General features: G+C 30.2%; 26 protein-coding genes and 3 pseudogenes. 26 read left to right on the forward strand and 3 right to left on the reverse strand.

Annotated elements, in window-relative coordinates; translation table 11 throughout:
• Positions 1-22: 22 nt before the first annotated feature.
• Positions 23-1,027, reverse strand: a complete 1,005-nt coding sequence (locus tag LF887_RS05330) for a transposase (RefSeq protein WP_236855060.1) — start codon at positions 1,025-1,027, stop codon at positions 23-25.
• A gap of 392 nt (positions 1,028-1,419) precedes the next feature.
• Between LF887_RS05330 and LF887_RS05335 the strand changes: the two are divergent.
• From LF887_RS05335 to LF887_RS05365, 8 genes and pseudogenes are all read left to right on the forward strand, one after another.
• Positions 1,420-1,653 (forward strand): annotated as a pseudogene (locus LF887_RS05335) (RHS repeat domain-containing protein); the annotation flags it as partial.
• A 36-nt stretch (positions 1,654-1,689) separates the two neighbouring features.
• Complete coding sequence (locus tag LF887_RS05340) at positions 1,690-2,292, forward strand: hypothetical protein (protein WP_236857759.1); 603 nt, start codon at positions 1,690-1,692, stop codon at positions 2,290-2,292.
• A 1-nt stretch (position 2,293) separates the two neighbouring features.
• Positions 2,294-2,893: a hypothetical protein gene (locus tag LF887_RS05345; RefSeq protein ID WP_236857760.1), complete on the forward strand. Its 600-nt coding sequence runs from the start codon at positions 2,294-2,296 to the stop codon at positions 2,891-2,893.
• A 288-nt stretch (positions 2,894-3,181) separates the two neighbouring features.
• Positions 3,182-3,391 (forward strand): annotated as a pseudogene (locus tag LF887_RS24215) (RHS repeat-associated core domain-containing protein); the annotation flags it as partial.
• Between the two features lie 429 nt (positions 3,392-3,820).
• Entirely contained in the window at positions 3,821-4,030 is a 210-nt protein-coding gene (locus tag LF887_RS24370; protein ID WP_410681142.1) for a polymorphic toxin type 44 domain-containing protein, read from the forward strand.
• A 1-nt stretch (position 4,031) separates the two neighbouring features.
• A complete protein-coding gene (locus tag LF887_RS05355; RefSeq protein ID WP_236857762.1) occupies positions 4,032-4,523 on the forward strand; it encodes a hypothetical protein in 492 nt (163 codons plus the stop codon).
• 524 nt (positions 4,524-5,047) lie between these two features.
• Positions 5,048-5,344, forward strand: a complete 297-nt coding sequence (locus LF887_RS05360) for a hypothetical protein (protein WP_236857763.1) — start codon at positions 5,048-5,050, stop codon at positions 5,342-5,344.
• 19 nt (positions 5,345-5,363) lie between these two features.
• Positions 5,364-6,044: a hypothetical protein gene (locus LF887_RS05365; RefSeq protein WP_236857764.1), complete on the forward strand. Its 681-nt coding sequence runs from the start codon at positions 5,364-5,366 to the stop codon at positions 6,042-6,044.
• A gap of 96 nt (positions 6,045-6,140) precedes the next feature.
• Here LF887_RS05365 and LF887_RS05370 read toward each other — a convergent pair whose 3' ends face one another.
• Positions 6,141-6,419, reverse strand: coding sequence for a hypothetical protein (locus tag LF887_RS05370; protein WP_236857765.1), 279 nt, complete (start codon positions 6,417-6,419; stop codon positions 6,141-6,143).
• A gap of 65 nt (positions 6,420-6,484) precedes the next feature.
• Between LF887_RS05370 and LF887_RS05375 the strand changes: the two genes are divergently transcribed.
• The 9 genes from LF887_RS05375 (at position 6,485) to LF887_RS05415 (ending at position 12,510) form a co-directional block, all read left to right on the forward strand.
• A complete protein-coding gene (locus LF887_RS05375) occupies positions 6,485-7,402 on the forward strand; it encodes an RHS repeat-associated core domain-containing protein (protein ID WP_236857766.1) in 918 nt (305 codons plus the stop codon).
• Between the two features lie 168 nt (positions 7,403-7,570).
• A complete protein-coding gene (locus LF887_RS05380; protein ID WP_236857767.1) occupies positions 7,571-7,915 on the forward strand; it encodes a hypothetical protein in 345 nt (114 codons plus the stop codon).
• 473 nt (positions 7,916-8,388) lie between these two features.
• The gene (locus LF887_RS05385; RefSeq protein ID WP_236857768.1) at positions 8,389-8,835 is read left to right on the forward strand and encodes a hypothetical protein; all 447 of its coding nucleotides are present in this window, start codon (positions 8,389-8,391) and stop codon (positions 8,833-8,835) included.
• A complete protein-coding gene (locus tag LF887_RS05390) occupies positions 8,836-9,567 on the forward strand; it encodes a barstar family protein (RefSeq protein WP_236857769.1) in 732 nt (243 codons plus the stop codon).
• A 40-nt stretch (positions 9,568-9,607) separates the two neighbouring features.
• A complete protein-coding gene (locus tag LF887_RS05395; protein WP_236857770.1) occupies positions 9,608-9,823 on the forward strand; it encodes a hypothetical protein in 216 nt (71 codons plus the stop codon).
• A 121-nt stretch (positions 9,824-9,944) separates the two neighbouring features.
• Entirely contained in the window at positions 9,945-10,295 is a 351-nt protein-coding gene (locus tag LF887_RS05400; RefSeq protein WP_236857748.1) for a hypothetical protein, read from the forward strand.
• Between the two features lie 194 nt (positions 10,296-10,489).
• Positions 10,490-10,741 (forward strand): hypothetical protein, encoded by a 252-nt coding sequence (locus tag LF887_RS05405; protein ID WP_236857749.1) that lies wholly within the window; start codon positions 10,490-10,492, stop codon positions 10,739-10,741.
• A gap of 5 nt (positions 10,742-10,746) precedes the next feature.
• Positions 10,747-11,301 (forward strand): hypothetical protein, encoded by a 555-nt coding sequence (locus LF887_RS05410; RefSeq protein WP_236857750.1) that lies wholly within the window; start codon positions 10,747-10,749, stop codon positions 11,299-11,301.
• 213 nt (positions 11,302-11,514) lie between these two features.
• Positions 11,515-12,510, forward strand: coding sequence for an RHS repeat-associated core domain-containing protein (locus tag LF887_RS05415; protein WP_262912541.1), 996 nt, complete (start codon positions 11,515-11,517; stop codon positions 12,508-12,510).
• A 323-nt stretch (positions 12,511-12,833) separates the two neighbouring features.
• On the opposite strand, the gene LF887_RS05420 is transcribed toward LF887_RS05415, so the two are convergent.
• Positions 12,834-13,106, reverse strand: coding sequence for a hypothetical protein (locus LF887_RS05420; protein ID WP_236857772.1), 273 nt, complete (start codon positions 13,104-13,106; stop codon positions 12,834-12,836).
• Between the two features lie 44 nt (positions 13,107-13,150).
• Here LF887_RS05420 and LF887_RS05425 point away from each other — a divergent pair, with 44 nt between their 5' ends.
• The 9 genes and pseudogenes from LF887_RS05425 (at position 13,151) to LF887_RS05460 (ending at position 19,075) form a co-directional block, all read left to right on the forward strand.
• Positions 13,151-13,513, forward strand: coding sequence for a pre-toxin TG domain-containing protein (locus LF887_RS05425; RefSeq protein ID WP_236857773.1), 363 nt, complete (start codon positions 13,151-13,153; stop codon positions 13,511-13,513).
• Between the two features lie 272 nt (positions 13,514-13,785).
• Positions 13,786-14,250, forward strand: coding sequence for a hypothetical protein (locus LF887_RS05430; RefSeq protein WP_236857774.1), 465 nt, complete (start codon positions 13,786-13,788; stop codon positions 14,248-14,250).
• A gap of 188 nt (positions 14,251-14,438) precedes the next feature.
• On the forward strand, positions 14,439-15,722 hold the full coding sequence (locus LF887_RS05435) for a polymorphic toxin-type HINT domain-containing protein (RefSeq protein ID WP_236857775.1): 1,284 nt from the start codon (positions 14,439-14,441) through the stop codon (positions 15,720-15,722).
• A gap of 8 nt (positions 15,723-15,730) precedes the next feature.
• The gene (locus LF887_RS05440; RefSeq protein ID WP_236857776.1) at positions 15,731-16,552 is read left to right on the forward strand and encodes a hypothetical protein; all 822 of its coding nucleotides are present in this window, start codon (positions 15,731-15,733) and stop codon (positions 16,550-16,552) included.
• A 16-nt stretch (positions 16,553-16,568) separates the two neighbouring features.
• Positions 16,569-16,724 (forward strand): hypothetical protein, encoded by a 156-nt coding sequence (locus LF887_RS05445; RefSeq protein ID WP_236857777.1) that lies wholly within the window; start codon positions 16,569-16,571, stop codon positions 16,722-16,724.
• Between the two features lie 375 nt (positions 16,725-17,099).
• Positions 17,100-17,306, forward strand: a pseudogene (locus LF887_RS24225) (RHS repeat-associated core domain-containing protein); the annotation flags it as partial.
• Complete coding sequence (locus LF887_RS05450) at positions 17,304-17,990, forward strand: hypothetical protein (RefSeq protein ID WP_262912542.1); 687 nt, start codon at positions 17,304-17,306, stop codon at positions 17,988-17,990. The pseudogene LF887_RS24225 and the gene LF887_RS05450, both read left to right, overlap by 3 nt.
• Positions 17,962-18,468 (forward strand): hypothetical protein, encoded by a 507-nt coding sequence (locus LF887_RS05455; protein WP_236857779.1) that lies wholly within the window; start codon positions 17,962-17,964, stop codon positions 18,466-18,468. Before LF887_RS05450 ends, LF887_RS05455 begins: the two co-directional genes overlap by 29 nt.
• Positions 18,469-18,778: 310 nt before the next feature.
• Positions 18,779-19,075, forward strand: a complete 297-nt coding sequence (locus tag LF887_RS05460) for a hypothetical protein (RefSeq protein WP_236857780.1) — start codon at positions 18,779-18,781, stop codon at positions 19,073-19,075.
• Positions 19,076-19,081 lie beyond the last annotated feature (6 nt).

The raw sequence follows: 19,081 nt of genomic DNA on the forward strand, positions 1-19,081 counted from the left end.
AGCAAATAAAAACCGTTAAAATTTATGACGCAAATTTGTAAGTGTTTATATACGGAGTTTGTCGATTAATCACTGCAAAAACCCTGCTTATAAGTTTACATCGTATATTATTTAAAATTAGCATGGAATTTTTGCCTTCTGCCTTTTTCTTATAATAGTATTCTTTTATCTGGGCATCATATTTCATCGAAGTCATAGCGCACATTTGTAACAGGGATTTCATTTTTTTGTCAGCCAGATGATTTACTTTGGTTCTTCCCTTAATACTTGAGCCGGAACTATACTCAAAAGGTGCAACGCCAGAATAGCAGGCAAACTTCCTCCAACTTGGGAAGGCTGTAAAACCTTTTGTAGCAATTATAAAATAAAGGCTTGTTTGATCACCAATTCCAGGTACTGATTTAATGAGTCTGTCCTGTTTCTGTAATTCTTCATTAGACTGAATAATCTGCTTTATTTTGCACTCTATCATCTTAATAGATTTTTTGATAGCGCAAACTAAGCTGCTATTGATCTTTGAAATCTGAGTGAGAATTTCTTTATTTACAAAATCAATATTCTCTTTAGAGGTTTGCATTATCAATAAAGATTTTAAGACCTTTTCTCTTTCAGTGTAAAGCATTTTCAACTTTAAAATATCTAGTTCCGCTAATGTGTATAATGCTAATTTATCAATATTTCTAAGACTATAGTAAGAAATATCTCTAGCATCGGTCTTATCATTTTTACCTCTGGAAATTCCTTTGGACCGCTTAATTTCCATGGCGGGAACTACCCATAGATCAAGTTTCAAATCTGTAGAGATTGTAATTAAATGATTAGTATAAATACCTGTGTTTTCGCAACAGAATAAGACATCGCAAATATCAATTTTTCGTTTTATGAGAGTCTTAATGAAAAGCTTGATGGACTTTACGTCGTTTTTCAAGACAAAGTGTTCAGATACAAGGGTTTGAATGTTTAATACATTTACATCCAATTTCAATTTTGAAACATCAATCCCAATGTGGAAGCAATAATTTTTCATAACTTTGGATTTAGGATAAACAAAATGTTGAACTTCTTTAGAGCCTTTATTAGACCTTAATGTCTATCATTCTATTTGAAGCTGTTCAACGGGGTTCAAAGAGAAGGCAGAGGACTAATGCGCAGCATGGTTCTTTACCAGCAAAGTCTAAAGTTCACCTCTGCTTTCCTTTGAATAAATTTAGTCATTTTTATAGAATTCAAAGTAAAGGCAAAGTCTCCTGACTTTGAGGTACAAATAAAACAGAGAGTCCAAATTAGGATTTAAAGTTGATCCTAATAAAACCTTGCATTTTGCGAGGTTTTGTACTTTAAGAATAGCTTTTATCATTGGTGATTTTATCTTTCGACAGTTAAAATACTCGGTTTTTCTTAAATTTACCATTCGGGGAAACGATGCTGGAGCAACGAACGGGAGTATATAATAATCCGTATAAGTTCAATGCCAAAGAACTGGATAAAGAAACAGGATTGTATTATTACGGAGCAAGGTATTATAACCCGAGAGCAAGTATTTGGTATGGTGTAGACCTGATGGGCAAGTTCCGAATGATATTGTTTTTATGGGGCTTAATGGTCGAGAAATTCATAGAATTAAAAGTAATACGGTTTTTAAGACCTATATGATTGATATTAATACAAGAAGTGTTGCAGTGAGTGGGCTTGACAGCAAATGGAGGTAAAGGATGGACAGAAGCAGCAATGCCCAATGTAATACAAGAAAAAGGAGGTGGTGATACTACTGGATCAATTTATCAAAAATATGATTATTTAATTGCGGCAGAAACTGGATATTTTAATCAATACAAAAATGCTGGTATTACACCTAAGCATACAAATGGTTCAAGTATTGACGATCCATCTACAGTACCAGATTTAGATCCAACTTTAGTCAAATCTACAATTATGCAAGAATCTATGATGGGAACATATGATGCAAATCCTAATGATCTAAATAATTCAAAATCTGATATTATGCAAGCAAATGTTTACAATGGTGAAAATTCAAATGATTGGGGAAAAGGACATAAAATGCAATTTGGACTAACAAAAGGAGGAGGAGCTACTCCAGAGCAATCAGTTAATGCAGGTATTGGATTGATGTATCAAAAGGGGCTTACAATAAGTAGCGGAAAAACAAGATGGACAGGTGGAAAGAAGTGGGATAATGCAAGTAAAAACTATAATGGTGGCGGAGCTTCAAATTATGGAAATGTATTGATAATGAGAGATGCAGCAAAAAAACCACAGCCTAAAAATTACTAATATGAAAAATTTTTTATATTTATTTTGTTTAATAATAGTATCTTACTGCCATAAAGTAACCCCGCAGAAAGAAGAAAAATCAAAACTATTAGGAAATCTACCTAGCATAATTATAGATGGTAGTAGTCTGACAAGAAGGAATGTATCCTTTGATTGTATTGAATTTAAAAATAAAAAAATACAAGATAATTTTAATTTTTTAAATACTAATATTGTTTATTACGGTATCAATACAATTAATAAGAATAAATTAAATGATTTTCAATATTATAAACTATTTTTGGTTGAAATACCTTTTTTGAATTTTCTGCCAAATGATTTTATTGAGGGTAATTTTAAGTTTAAAAAATATTTTAAGAAAGTAGAAAATTATGGAGATTGTCATATTGGGGAATTTATCTTTTTAAATAAAATTAATTCAAGACAGAACAAAGCCTATGTATTATTTAATATCAGTCGAAATGAAGTGACAATTTGGTATTATGACAATATGAAATTTGATCAAAGCAATATTGTTTTAACTTATAGTATTAAAGGAATTAATTCTTATTATATAGTCAAATACTCAAAAGAATGTGAAGCTTTTATTCCTTTAGAATAATGGCTGTCAAATAAATTAAAATTTTATAACATAAACCCCACCGCAATTTGCGATGGGGTTTGTTATTAATTTTCAAATTGCTTATCTAAAATACCCAGAAAACCTTCCGCCCGCTCCGCAAAGTCTCCTGACTTTGAGGTACAAGGTCCAAATTAAGATTTAAAGTTGATCCTAATAAAAGCTTGCATTTTGCGAGGTTTTGTACTTTAAGAATAGCTTTTATCATTGGTAATTTTATCTTTCAACAGTTAAAGTACGCAGTTTTTCTTAAATTTACCATTCGGGGAAACGATGCTGGAGCAAAGAACGGGAGTATATAATAATCCATATAAGTTCAATACCAAAGAACTGGATGAAAAAACCGGATTGTATTATTATGGAGCAAGATATTATAACCCGAGAGCGAGTATCTGGTATGGTGTTGACCCACTAGCCGAGAAAATGCCGAGCTGGTCGCCGTATGCTTATGCAATGAATAATCCGATTAGATTTATTGATCCCACAGGAATGATTGCAGAGGATACAAAAGTAAAACCACCTAATGATTATATTTTTGATGAAAAAGGTAATTATGTGAGAACCGAGAAAAATAACCAACCTCATAGACTTGTCATAGAAAATTCTAAAACAAAAGACAGAACTAATTATTCCTTTGCAGATCCGAAAGAGGATCCTAAGCAAATAGATAGAGGCATTATCAATAAAGTTGTTTTTGTTAGCGAGAAAGATGTGGAAGGGATGCTTAAGCAACAAGGTGCATTTGAATCTGGAAAATTTAATTTTGGCTGGGAGAGTCAAGGAGGAGGAGACTTTGATTATTCATATTCTGTTCTTCCAAATAAATATTCTGAAGCAAGTTCAGATCCTTTGAATAGTTATTCAAATGCTCTTTTCTTACCTGAAGGAGATAAGACAGCACACAACCAGATGAATTTTGGGAATTATCTATGGGGAGCCACAGGTTATACAGCTGGGTTTGATTATTCAGGTCTTCAAATAGGAGCACACGCAAATAGTAGATTTAATTCAAGAAGAAATGGTTATGAATCTCAATGGGATTCTAAAGATGACCAAAGATCCATAATATTAGGAGCTACTCACGCTGCACAACACAATTATAGATTAAAAAGACCTTAATATGAAAAAAATATTAATAATTTTTATAGGTCTATTCATTCTTGTAGGGTGTAATCCGACTAAATGGAATGATAGATTTTTCAAACTCGAAAATGAAAATTTCTCTGATTTTAAAGGATATTCGATAACTTATAGAAATGGAATATATTTAATAAGTAATGCGAATGTAGAGAAAGACGATAAAAGAATTTTCGTTAAAAAAGGACTTATGGGGAAGATTAAAAACATCAAGGACGTAAATAATAATTTTATTACTAAATCCGATTCAGATATCAAATCTTTAGAGAAGCTATTAGATAAATTTGATAGATTAGATATTGCAAATTTATCTGTTGATGATTTTCAAAATATTCAATTTGTTTTTTTCTCGGATAAATGTTCATATACGTTTTTACGATTGTCAGATAAAAACAGTTTGAAAGATATAAACAAAACATATTTTGAAAAATATAAAAATGATTGGTATTTATACAAGCAATGTTCTGTAAAATAAAAATTCCCGCCATTTGGCGGGAATTTTTGTTGTTAATTTACAAAATGTTCATCTAAAATATTTAGAAAACCTTGCGCCATTTCATCGAAGACAAAAAGAATATCTTCGTCAAGAAAACGGAAATTCTTATACAGATTTTTAGAAGAATTAAGAAACTCAAAAAAATCAAACGGCAGTTTTTAAAAAGGAGTATAAGTTTATGAAAGGTAATCTAACAGATAGTATTTCTATTTCTTCACTTCCCGATATTCAAAGTTTATGATAAGTACTATATCCCTCGCAAAAGCGAGGGTTTTTATTTTATAGTGCCGCCACATTTTTATTAAAGAAATCTTTAAATTTTTTATTGGTCAGCATTTTTTCCACGAGTCGGAAAATGGTTTGCTTGTCCCCGCTACCCCGATGTTATTACAATAGATTCTGGCGTAGTAAATACGGTTTCAAAAAATATAGGAAATAAAAAGTATATTGATAATTTAGCAGAAATAATAATTCATGAAGGTGGTCATTGGGCAGACTATAAAATGGACCATGCTTCCAAGGAATCTGAACCATTTTTTAAGACGAGTTTTAAATCAAAAAGTGGTATTGGAGATGCAGGAGATAATTGGGAAGCTGTTTATTTTGGAACAGATACTCAATTTTCTGATTCTGATCGTGATATAATTAGTGAAAAGTTTGATGGAATTAGGAGGAATAATGCTGCAAAAGATTTTAGGCAACAACGTGAAATCAGGGACTCGAAATCACAAAAAATGCCATCTATTTTAGATATTTATAAAAAACCAAAAGATAATTTGCGAACAAAAGGATGTTATTAACCCAAAATCCCTAAATAATATGAATTTTAAAACTATAATAGTTATGATTTTATTATCCTCTTTATTAATTACGAATTGTAAGGAGGAAATGAAGAAATGTGTAAGTCAATCAACCGATACTAATGTAAAACTATATAATGATTTAACAGATCAGTTGATACCTTATTTTTTTAGAGAAGATTATTTAGGTGAAAAAAGATATTTTGATAGTTTAAGAGTTCACGATGATGATTTATATATCGAAGAGAAGACAAAAGCGCACAACGAAATTTTTAATAATCCTGAAAAATTTTGCAATTTGTATATAGATTCTACTAAAAGTAAAAATACATATTTCGGGACAGATAATACCGAGGTTTATTTAAGACGCATAATCAGAACGAAGGATTCTTTTAAAGACTTTTCTAATAGTCCAGATATTAAAAATTTAAGCATACGAAGTTCTATAAAAGCAAATCAATTTAATTTGTGTACCGCAAAAGTTCTAGATCTGGCAGAGTATGATAAACATACAAATGAATGTGAGATAGGTGTTGTCTATTTTTCAGAGATTGTATTCGATACTTCAAAAAAAAGAGCATTAGTTTTTGTTGACCATCGTATAAAAAAAGATTATTACGGTAGAAATGCTGTATTTAAACTGAGATTGCATGATAATTATTGGGAAATAGAAGATTTTATGTTAGTGTCAACATCCTAATTTCCGGCTCTTTTCTTTTTTTTCCCCGCTGGTGCGAGTGTCTCGCTCGTTCCTTTGATAACACAAAACTCCCGCCAAAAGACGGGAGTTTTTATTTTATATAGCAAGCGCATTAGAAAGCGTTTGTTTGAGTTTTTGTTTGGTAGAAAGTCCGTCAATGATAGAGTAAATTCCTTTGCGTTCTTCTTCGTCAAGATTTTCGAGAATGGTAACTTTTTCAATTAAAGATTTATCAATCGAATGAATACCCCGCTGGCAAAGTCTCCTGACTTTGAGGTACAAATAAAACAGAGAGTCCAAATTAAGATTTAAAGTTGATCCTAATAAAAGCTTGCATTTTGCGAGGTTTTGTGCTTTAAGAATAGCTTTTATCATTGGTGATTTTATCTTTCAACAGTTAAAGTACTCGGTTTTTCTTAAATTTACCATTCGGGGAAACGATGCTGGAGCAAAGAACGGGAGTATATAATAATCCATATAAGTTCAATGCAAAAGAGCTGGATAAGGAAACCGGATTGTATTATTATGGAGCAAGATATTATAACCCGAGAGCGAGTATCTGGTATGGTGTTGACCCGCTGGCAGTTTACAACCCTGCAATGGAGACTCAGTTTTATGGAGATGGACAGCATAATGGAGGAGTATACTTCTGGGGGAATCTTAACCCTTATATTTATACCTATCAGAATCCAATTAATTTAATTGATCCTAATGGAAAGCAAACGACAGGACAACAAATTGGAATTGCAGCTAGAAATCCTCTTAAAATTGGCTTAATGAATAGGGCAGGAAATGCCTTAGCAGATAGGGCAGGAGAATTCTCAAGAAGGGGTGCAACTGCATCATCACCAAATGCTATTTTGGAGAGAAATGGCCCTGTTGCATCTGATCCTGATAGAGGGGGAGAAAGAGGTGCATTCAGACATGCAACTTGGATGGCACTTATAGCTTCTGAATATGGCTCAAAAGATGCTAAATGGGTAGGAGATCTTCATGAAGGTAAACCTACGGAAACAAATAAGACTAGTAATATTTTAGGTATTATGGGTGCAGATACTATTGCTGATGAATTAAATAATCAGATTGGTCGAAGATTTGGAGAAAAACATAAAGATGCCGAATCCAGGGATATAGCATTAGGTATGTTAGAAATATATCATACAGATGGATTATATCAAGTAGAAAATGCAAAAGAGAATAACCGATTCAACGTTGTAAGAAGAAGGCTTAGTGATGAGAAATATAATGCCCTTAAAAACCGATTTGAAGGATTATCGAATGATGGTGTAAGCCCTAGATCAAATGATAAAAATATTCAGAATATGAACAATAGAATGGATAGAGGACATAAAGACTAAAAATATTAATTTAAAACTGCAAAAAATGAAATTTTTTAATTTTAAAAATCTTTTAATAGTATCACTTTTTTATTAAATTTAATTTCATGTAAAAATTCGTCGACTAATGAATTTGATGAATTTGTGATAAATAGTTTTAATCATTGTCATACTACTAAAGAATGTACAGTGAATTTAACTAATCTTCCATTCAGATGGGATCGGTTTTATATTTTTTCCGAGAACCATTATCCTGAAGCATTAACCAAGGAAGAAATTTCTTCTATTTTAGGAATAAAATATAATAAAAACATTAGCCTCAATGATAGGTTGATCGTATTCTTACTTAACGGAGAGATCGTTTATGAAATTTTTGCAAACTATAACAGTGAAAATTTAATTGATTCGAATCGCCTATTGGTCGATTTTTATTTAGATAAGAAAGCGCCTCCATTTTTTGAAAGAAATAATGCAGAATTTCTTATAAAAAAAACGGATGGTTATTATGCATTGTATTGGAGATCAAATAAGTAATTTTTAGTCAAATGCTTTCTTATTAAATGAATAATTTGAAATTAAAAAGAAGCATTTGTTCTATGGATTTCTAGACTATGAAGAAATAATAGAACAGAAAGCTCTAATACAAAGAGGCCGTCTCACAACTCGTGAAAACGGCCTCCTTTATGAAACTTTCCTGTACTCGTATACGAGAAAGGTTTTCGTTTAAACGATTCTTAATCCACACCGTCTAGTTGTGATACACTCTCATATTTCAGTAATGTCTTTCGATCAAAAAAGTATTATTTACAAACCTGTATATGAAGGCTTCAACAACAAGAAATTATTAACGAAAAATTATACTTTTGAAGGTATCTAAAGAGGGTGAGATTACATATTCCATTTTTCTTACATTTACCATTTGTAGCAATAAATAGGGATGCTATAATAGCCCATATAAAAACTATGATTATATTGATCTTCTCCAAAAAACAGTAGCAATTAATAAATTGGGAAATGACCTTAAGGCAGTAACATTAATTGGATTTACTGCAGTTGCTGTTTCTACATCTGATGTATGCATACCTTTAATTGATCAATATAAGCAAGCTGTTAATTGGTCGAATAGAATTTTACACTCCAAGAAAGAATCTGAATTTGCTCCAACTGGTAATACGGAGATAAATAAAGAAATAATAGAAGTGGCAGCAGGAAGAGGGACAACAAGAAAGGAAGATTATGGAAGTGATAAAATATTTAGAGGAGATCAGTATTTACAAGGAAAAGAAGGGTGTGGTTCTCAGAAGAATTGGATTGGTGCTGTCGAATATGATGTTCGTGGAGCATTTCTACAACATAATAGGATATTGAAAAAAACGAATAGTGACGGTAGCATTAAATACGGATATAGCACGAGTAAGGATTATAAGAAAATTCACGAAATAAAGAAAAAATAAATGACAATAGAATTAAATAATAAATGTTTAGGAATAAATTATTTTCATTTAAAGAGAAATGAAAATATAATTAGAGATAAATTACTTTTAAAGATTGATAAAAATTATAGACAAGATATTTTAGAACAAATAGAAGATGGTGGAAAATTAAGTATTTATATTGAAACTAGAGATAAAACAACTTTTTGTTTGTATGAAACAACATTTATTACAGATTATGTCTATCTACTTGAAGAGCGTAATAATATTGAAGAAATAGTATTGGACGTTATTATGTCAAATAATAATAGTGCGTTAGGTGAGAATTATAATCAATATATTGTTGATATTTTCTATAACTGGAACAAGGGTATTGAAATTGATTGGCTTAAGATCAAAAATGTGGATATGAAAGAAGCATATCTTACCGCTTGTTATGTTTGGAATTATAATTTATTTGAAATTAAAAATATCAATGAAGTACATATTGATGGTAAATTAATTGAATGTGATGAAGATTTGTATCATTATTTGGGAGAACAATTAATGGGTGAGAGAGGTTATTTTGGAAGTGGATTAGATTCGTTAGGTGATTTTTTAATTGATATTGCAAAAAACAACAATATAAGTACAACCGTAGTATTTACTAATGTAGATATTTTAGTTCAAAATACAAATAAATATTTTTTTGAAACACTTAACTATTTATTAGAAAAAGCTAAATTCAAAGTTGAAATAATATCATCTGAGTAAGACCTTGCTCCAAAAAGTCTCAGATGGTCTTATAGAAGTTATGGCTCATGAATTTGGAAAACATGCAACAATGCATGCGAGATACTTAAAACTTTTAAATTCGGGTAATATTGAACAACTGGAACAAGAACAAAATATAAATTTTGAAGGGGATCACATGAAATCTACAAACCCAAGAGGAGCAAAAGTTTATGATGGGATAATGAATGATTTAGGATTAAAACCACAATGGCCAAACGAACTTAAAGCGAAGTAATCATGAAATTAATTTATTATATTTTTTTATTTCTTTTCTTCTCTTGTTCTCTTGTTCAGATAAGGATTATAGTTCTGTTTTAAAAAGTTCAAAAGATTTAGATAATTCTTATAATGTAACAATGACAAATAATGGAACCCAATTATCTATTGTGAGTCTTTATAAAGATGGAAGCAGTGATACGGAATTTTATTTTTTGAAAAAAGATAAAGAGTTTTATAGTTGTGATAAATCGTTCTCAAGCGATAGCATTGGTAAGCAAGTTTTGTTATCTTCAATAAAAAATTATGAAAGTTACAAAGGAAATAAATATAAAGGAGATAGCTTAATTATAAAAAAAAATAAAAATGGAGATTATATGACTTTATATAAATCAATTAGTTACAAAAGAATTCTGAAAATGGAATATCACTATGATAAAGATTATAAAATAAATAAAATTATTTTTAATAATACGGTTTATGTTAGGTAGATTAATTAAAACAAAATCCCCACATTTCAACAAAATTTTTATAACGACAACAATAAATTATTAACCAAAAACTCTACTTTTGAGTGTGCCAAAGGTGGGAAGTGTTCAAAAACAGGGAAGTCTTCAGACAAATTGGAATTGTTAATTATCAAGGTGAAAATTTTAAACATAGTATATTTCATGAAATAGGTCATATGTTAGGACTAGGAGAAGGATATAAGCAAGCTGGAATTCCATATCCTAATGAAAATTCAAATATTATTATGGATAATGATGGTCTTTTTAATGTAACTGCACAACAGAAAGGGGAAGCTGCTTGGGTTCCTTTAAATGTCAATGAAGGAGACGTATACAAAGCTTCTGCATCTGGAAGTAATCCAAATTTTAGAAGATCATCAGAATTTAAAAAAGCTGTTGAAAATTTTAATAAGGCAAATACTCGATAGAAATAATGAATAAATTTATTATACTAATAGTTTTAACAATTATAGTTAATTCCTGTCAAAAGCAGAAGGCAGAAAATATATATGAAAAAATGAGTATTAGAAATGTTAGTTTTGAAGTTCCATCAAACTTTGTATTAAAAAAAAGCAATAGTGTAGATACGAGTGTTTATGATATATTTTTCCACAAAAAAAATATCGGCTCAGTTTATTTGGGAGCTTACTATAAACCATTTACAGAAGATTATTCTATCACTGAAGAAAAAGAAATTTATGACATAGTCACTTCAAAAGGAGCTAAAATTTATTACTCTAAATATTTGGATATTGACTATAAAAATGGAATTTTCAATGATAATTATTATTACTTTGACACTATAAATAAAAATGTAGCACGGGTAATGCTCCCTAAGAGATTTAATAAAGGCTTAATAGGTATTTATTTTGATAGTGTAGATACATATAATAATAAATTTGCTATTATTAGCAATGATGTAACTGAAGAAAATAAAAAGACATTTCTAAAAATTTTTAAAACAATTAAAATTGAAAAAAATAGATAGGGATAACTATATAAGTTATATTCCATCAAATTTTTGGTTTAGAGATAAAGCAAACGGTTTACTTTAATACACTACAAAACCTCGCAAAATGTGAGGTTTTGTATTTCATAAGAGATCCGGAAATTAATAAATGTATTTCGCTTTAAAAATTCTTATTTGAAACTTTGAGATAATAATGAAGTTGTCAATTTACATACATAGGACCAACTCAATATTTTCTTAAATTTACCATTCGGGGAAACGATGCTGGAGCAACGAACGGGAGTATATAATAATCCATATAAGTTCAATGCAAAAGAGCTGGATAAGGAAACCGGATTGTATTATTACGGAGCAAGATATTATAATCCGAGAGCGAGTATTTGGTATGGTGTTGACCCGTTAGCGGTTTACAATCCTGTGATGGAAGACCAGTTTTATGGTGATGGAGAGCATAATGGTGGAGTCTTTAACCAAGGGAATCTCAATCCGTATATTTATTGTTACCAAAATCCGATTGTTTATGTCGATCCGAATGGGAAGCAAACATTTTTCTTAAATACTAGAAGTTTTGCTCCTTTTAATAGATTTGGTGGAGGATTTGAAGGAGATGGTGATAATAGGAAGTTTTCTACAGCAAGTAATAGCTCATACAGAATTGCTGGTTCTGCAACGATTAACTTAGATAGATTTAGTATGAGTACGAAGGCGGGAAATACTCATTCAGATTGGCTTGGTACTAAATTTAGTAGTGCAACCTCTCCAACAAATGTAGAATCTTCTTCCGCTGATAATGGTAGAAAAACGCAAAATTACTATATGCATATATCTGGTAGTAATAAGGCTTTACTTTGGGGTATTGCTTCTCCAGATATAGATGCAAATGTAAATATGGAAGTGTCTAATATTAGAAAAGGACAAAGTTTTGATATTTCAGGAAATGTGTATGGAGATAAATTCCCATCAAATGAAACTTATATAACAGATGCAAAAGGAAATTCTTTATTTTTAGGAGTTTCTGGAGCAGATGGCTCTCCTTTTACGTCTTTAGCTGGAGATAATGATAGACCAATGTCCAGTTTTAAATTTAAAGTTTTGCTAAATAAAGATGATACATTTAAAGGGGTTAATTATCGAGGGAAAAATTATAGCCGTACTCAATGGAATGGACAATTTGAAAAATTAAACCCACAAAATGGCAATGTTCAATCTGGAAAATCAGCAAAATAATATGAAAAATTCTATTTACAAAGTATTTATTATAAGTATTATTATATTGTTAATGCTTGCTTATTTTTTAGGTCTTACAGATAGTGCTTTCGGAAAAGTTTATACTTCAAAGAATCCATTAGCTTATTTTATTAATTCTATAAAATATTTTATTTTTTGGGTTTTACCTTACTGGTGGGTAATAATATTATTTGGGTCTTTACTAATAACTTTTTTATATTGGTTATTAAGAAAAATATGCTAATATTTCCCCGCTCTGCGAAGTCTCCGACTCGGAGTAGAAAATAAACAAACCCCACCGCAATTGCGGTGGGGTTGTTTATTTAATTTATAAAATATTCATCTAAAATATTTAGAAAACTTTGCGCCAATTCATCGAAGACAGAAAGAATATCTTCGTCAAGAAAACGGAAATTCTTATACAGATTTTTAGAAGGATTAAGAAACTCAAAAAAATCGAATGTTAGTTTTTGGATAAGATAATCAATGTTTTTCACTTTAGGGTAGGCGTATTGGCAGAGCTTCCAAAGGATGCGTATGTTGATGTCGTTGGGTTGGTAACGAAGTTTGGTATCATAACCCTTATATTTACACATATCAGAATCCAATTAAGTATATTGATCCTAATGGTAAACAGGGTATGGCTGGTGCCTTTATTGGAATTCCGAATAAAGAAAAAGATAATGTAATCAGTGGCTGGGTAGAATCATTAAGACAGGGCGGAGGTTATCAAGCAGATTTTGTTCCGGTGTATGGAGATGCAAAAGGTATCGCTGAAGGAATTTTGGGGACTGATTTCCAGGGAAATAAATTGTCAGGTTTTGAAAGGTTGATTTCTGTAGCGATGTTATCAGAACTGAGTGATGTAGGTAGAGGATCAAGAGCTTTAACTGAAACAGGTAAATTACGAAAAGTCACCAAACCGTTATGGGGAGCTGGAATACGTTATGGAAATGACGTTACTACAGCAATAAAAACATATTGCAGATGGTCATTTTTTTAATTCTAGAGTAGGAAGAGCAACAAGTAGATTTTCCCAGAAATTTAGTAATATTGAAAGTGTTAAAAAATTGGTTTCTGAAGCAGTTACAAATGGCGAGCTTATTACTAGTAATAGGGGGAGACTATAGTGTTATTCATAAATTTGATGAAACTTTGTAACATCTTCAGATGGAAAATCAACTAAGATTTTACAGATATTTATGGATAGTAATGGAAATGTTTTGAATGCATATCCAGTTTCCAAAAATCAATTAGGTAAGTATAAATAAAATTATGGAAAATATTTTTTTTGATTATAAGATAGATTTAGTATCAACTAATGAGGAGAATAAATTGGATTTTAAAGCTTTTGAAATTCATGATTTAAAGAGTTTTTTCAATGGAAAAATATATGTTTTTTTTCAATATAAAGATAAAAGAAATTTTATGATACTTGAAACAGGTATTGTAGACTATCTTTTACAATTTGATGATTTGATATTATCTATTGAAAAAGGGATTTATAAAACTTTTACAATCTCTTGTGATTATTATAGCAATAATTTTTTGTATGAATATTCAAATGTTAATAATAATTTGACTATAAATGAAGGAAATGCTAATCTATATACAATATCTTGTGATTATGACGACTTTAAAAAAGCATATTTAAAATTTAGGAAAAGAACATTGCGTGAATTAGGTATTTTATATCCAACATTAATTGGTAATAAAACCTTTAACGAATTTTTTTTATAAAAGCTGCTTCGCTAAGCAAAGTCTTTCAACTTTGAGGTGAAAAAAATCAAATAACTCAATTCAATATTATAAAAACCTCGCAAAATGCGAGGTTTTGTACTTTAAGAATAGCCTTTATCATTTGTAACATTATTTATTCCAGTTCTTAGACTACGCAGTTTTTCTTAAATTTACCATTCTGGGAAACGATGCTGGAGCAAAGAACGGGAGTATATAATAATCCATATAAGTTCAATGTAAAAGAACTGGATAAGGAAACCGGATTGTATTATGGAGCAAGGTATTATAACCCGAGAGCGAGTATCTGGTATGGGGTAGACCCGCTGGCAGTTTACAACCCTGCAATGGAGACTCAGTTTTACGGTGAAGGACAACATAATGGAGGAGTATTTTATTGGGGTAACCTAAATCCTTATATTTATACATATCAGAATCCTATTAGGTATGTTGATCCTAATGGGAAACAAACACTAAGCTATAATATTTATGGAGATAATCCTCAAACAAGATCTCAGGTTGCTGGTGAATATCTAGAATTGTCTAAAAATATCAATATGGCTTCCTTTGCTTTGGTAGACACATTTATTACCAGAGGTTTGGGAACTAAGATTATGATTGCTTACGCTAGTGGAGAAGCTGCTCATAGTATGCAAATGCAGACTCACTGGCGAGATCGAGGTAATGAGTCTCAGGCAAAAAAATATGAACAGGAAGGAGCAGAAGCTACTAAAGAATTATTTATTTTTGGAGGTGTATCGGCTGTAGGTAGTATTGCTAAAAAATTATTTGTAAAAATTGAGTGTTTTGTAAAAGGAACATTAATACATACCCTTGAAGGATATACTGAAATTGAGAAAATAAAGATAGGTGATAAAGTTTGGTCTTATAACGAATCAACAAATAAGAATGAGCTTAAAAAAGTATTATCAATTTCGGAAAATATCACTTTTGAGATTATTGAGATTAAAGCAGGAAGTATAAAGATTGAGTGTACACTAGAGCATCCTTTTTATGTAGATGGAAATTGGGTTGAAGCTAAAGATCTGAAAATTGGAAATAGTTTAGTTAAGAAGGATGGTCAATTAATAGAAATTACTTCTGTAACTAAGCAAAATAGAACTGAAAATGTTTATAATTTTGAAGTTGAAGGAAATCATAATTATTATATTTCTGACTTTGCAATTTTAGTTCATAACAACTGTGATTTTCCAATGAAATCCTCAAATTTTGGAGATAAACTTAATATATCTTATTTTAAAGATGATAAACTTAAAAAATTATCCAATAAAGATTTATCTGATGTAATTAATAAATTTGAAACAAGTATAAAAAGTAGAACTGATGAAGCAGCTTATTTTCAGAGAACAGGAAGAGGGAATGCTAGAGATGCAAGAGGACATGCCACTAGAATAAGTATGGAGAAAGATTACTTACAAAAATTACAAAATGAAGTATTGAGAAGAAATAAATAATAAAAATAATGATTATTAAAGAAATTTTAGACATACTTAATTATACAAATATCAATCATTCGGGAGTCCTTCTGAATAGTCTTTATGATGAGTTTAGAGCAGGAAGAGATTCTAATGATATTTTAATATTATTAAATTCTGAGGATGAGCAAATAAGGTATTTTGGCTGTAGTATTGTAAATGAAACAGTTATTAAAGATAAGGTGACTCGTAAAGCAATAATGGCTAAGCTTTATGATATTCTTAAGAATGATACAAGTAGTAATAATATGGTTAAAGCTTATTATGCATTATATGGAATGTATTTTGAAAATGATGATGAGAATGGCTATATTTTGTTATGTAACGAGTTAATAAATCATCCAGTTAGAGATATTAGAAATGATGCAGAAGAATTTATTGAAAGAAACAAAAATAAGTCACAACCTGATATTATTTTTGAAATTTCAAAAATTTTAAGTTATATTAATAAGCATCATATAGATATACTTTTGGATAACCTTTATTTCCAATTTGGATTTAGACGGGATCGAAATGATATTTTAATATTATTAAATTCTGATAATCAAAAAATGGTCGATTTTGGTTGTCATTTTGCAAACGCAGTTAATATTGCAGATAGAAACTTATTGGAAGAAATTACAGATAAGTTGTATGATATTCTTAATAAAAGTAAAGTTACCTATCAAAGAGAAAGATCTTTTGATGCCTTATGTAGAATTTATATGGAAGATAATGATATGTACAGACTTAGTTTGCTTTGTAAAGAATTAGAAAATGATGAGAATGATAAGATTAGAGAATTTTCCAAAAAATTTAGTAACGGATAATTGTCATTCTTTGATTATGGAATATAAAAATTATTATTTTGCAGATAAATCAGAGGTTGTGAAAATGTTGAATAATAACAAAGATATTATAGAGGTTATTATCGGAGCCATAAATGGAATAGATGATCCGGAATGGCTGGAAGAGATTTGTATCAAATATATTCTTAGTTAGGATTTTGGGATAGCCCGGACAGCGATATATGGTATAGGCGATATTGCTAGGATCTATGGACAGCTGTTAAATGAAAGGTTAATAAAAGAAGAATTTAATAAAATTAAAAATGAAAAACTAAGATATGTTATTAATGAAGTTGAGGCTGATTTAGAGATATTTCTAAATTAACAATGATTAATGTTGACGCTAGTTTAGTCCACTCCACAAAGTTCCCCAACTTTGAGGCAAAAAAATCAAATAACATAATTCAATATTATAAAAACCTCGCAAAATGCGAGGTTTTGTACTTTAAGAATAGCCTTTATCATTTGTAACATTATTTATTCCAGTTCTTAGACTAAGCAGTTTTTCTTAAATTTACCATTCGGGGAAACGATGCTGGAGCAACGAACGGGAGTATATAATAATCCATATAAGTTCAATGCAAAAGAGCTGGATAAGGAAACCGGATTGTATTATTACGGAGCAAGATATTATAATCCGAGAGCGAGTATCTGGTATGGAGTTGACCCATTGGCGGAGAAAATGCCGAGCTGGTCGCCGTACACTTATGCATTTGATAATCCTGTACGCTATATAGATCCTGACGGCAGAGAACCTTTTGATGACCATTTTAACCAATTCGGAAAATTTTTATACACAGATAATAAAAAGACAAATAATATTGTCATAGATTTTCAAAATCCAATTACTGGAAGCTCGAATACTGCTCCGTGGCTATCAACACAGTTAAAAGATTATAAGTTTGATAAAAACAATATGCAAACATTAATGAATATAGGTAACCATTATGCTAAAGAAGCTGGAGTTGATTTAGGAAATTTACATGGAGAGTCTGTTTCTGTTGCAATGTGGAATGGAAAGGTATACTCAGGAGGTGAAGCTGATCGAAAAAGTGGAGAATACAAAACTTTTAATGGAGGTGAGTATTGTTATACATGTTTACTACAAACGAATAAAATAGAAAATATTATTAGTATTCCTGTTGATGATAATAAAGTTAATTATTTACTGAATGATAAAAATAACTTTGTAAGTGCTCTACAACATGAAGGAGGATCAACAGTCCCGAGTCACCTTACAGTTAATGTAAATCCTTATGATTCTTCAGATAAAGGACAAAGCAAAGAACATTCTCAGATTTATAACTATCAAATAAATAAATCCCCTATTTTTAAGAAAACAACGAAAGATTTTCAAGAACAAATGAATAAAACATTTAGAGCTGTAAAAAATGGTGCAACTGGCAATGGAGGTAATTAAGAAAAATAAGTTTTATGTTTTGGTTTTATTACTCTTTACAAGTTGTAGTAACCGTAAACATTTGGATTCTTATTCAGTAAGTATTCATTATCAATATGCAGTTTTTAAAATTAATAAAAACCAATCATACAATATATATGTTGAGAATTTTTTTAATATAAAAAATAATACTAATGATACGTTGATTGTTCCCTATAAAGATATTGAAGAAAATTTAAGTATTAAATACAAAAATAGTAGTCGGAAATCATTTAGTTTCATGTCAACAAATGATTTAAAAATAGCACCATTAGATTCTATTGATTTAAATTGTGCTGTTGATGTAAAAGATGTTATAAAAAAAATACCTTTAAAAGTGGATAAAAATGATTATAGGGTTTACGATAATTCTACAAAAAAATATCTGCCAAACAGTAGTGATTATGAAATCATGCGAACTACGAAATTTGGAGTATTTAAAGAGAAATATTTAAAGTAATTGATAAATAATTGCATGAACAGCTAAAAACTTTATTTTTTTCAAAGATATAGTAGTAAAAACCAACTCAATGAGTTGGTTTTTTGTTATAAAGCGGCTGCATTTTTAGCAAAAAAGTCTTTAAATTTTTTATTGGTAAGCATTTTTTCCACGAGTCGGAAAATGGTTTGCTTGTCTCCGCTACCCCGATGTTATTAAAATAGATTCTGGCGTAGTAAACACGGTTTCAAAAAATAAAGGAAATAAAAAGTATATTGATAATTTAGCAGAAATTATAATTCATGAAGGTGGTCATTGGGCAGACTATAAAATGGACGGTAAATCCCAGGAAAAAGACGGAATTTTTAAGATGAGTCTTCAATCAAAAAGTGGTAGGGCAGATGCAGGAGATAATTGGGAAGTTATTTATTTTGGAACAGATACTCAATTTTCTGCTTCTGATCGTGACATAATTACTGAAAAGTTTGACAAAATTAGGATGAATAATTTTAGAAAAGATTCTAGGCAACAACGTGAAATCAGGGACTCGAAATCACAAAAAATGCCATCTATTTTAGATATTTATAAAAAACCAAAAGATAATTTGCGAACCAGTGGATGTTATTAATCTAAA

The sequence above is a fragment of the Chryseobacterium sp. MEBOG06 genome (genome assembly GCF_021869765.1).
Classification (GTDB): Bacteria; Bacteroidota; Bacteroidia; order Flavobacteriales; family Weeksellaceae; genus Chryseobacterium.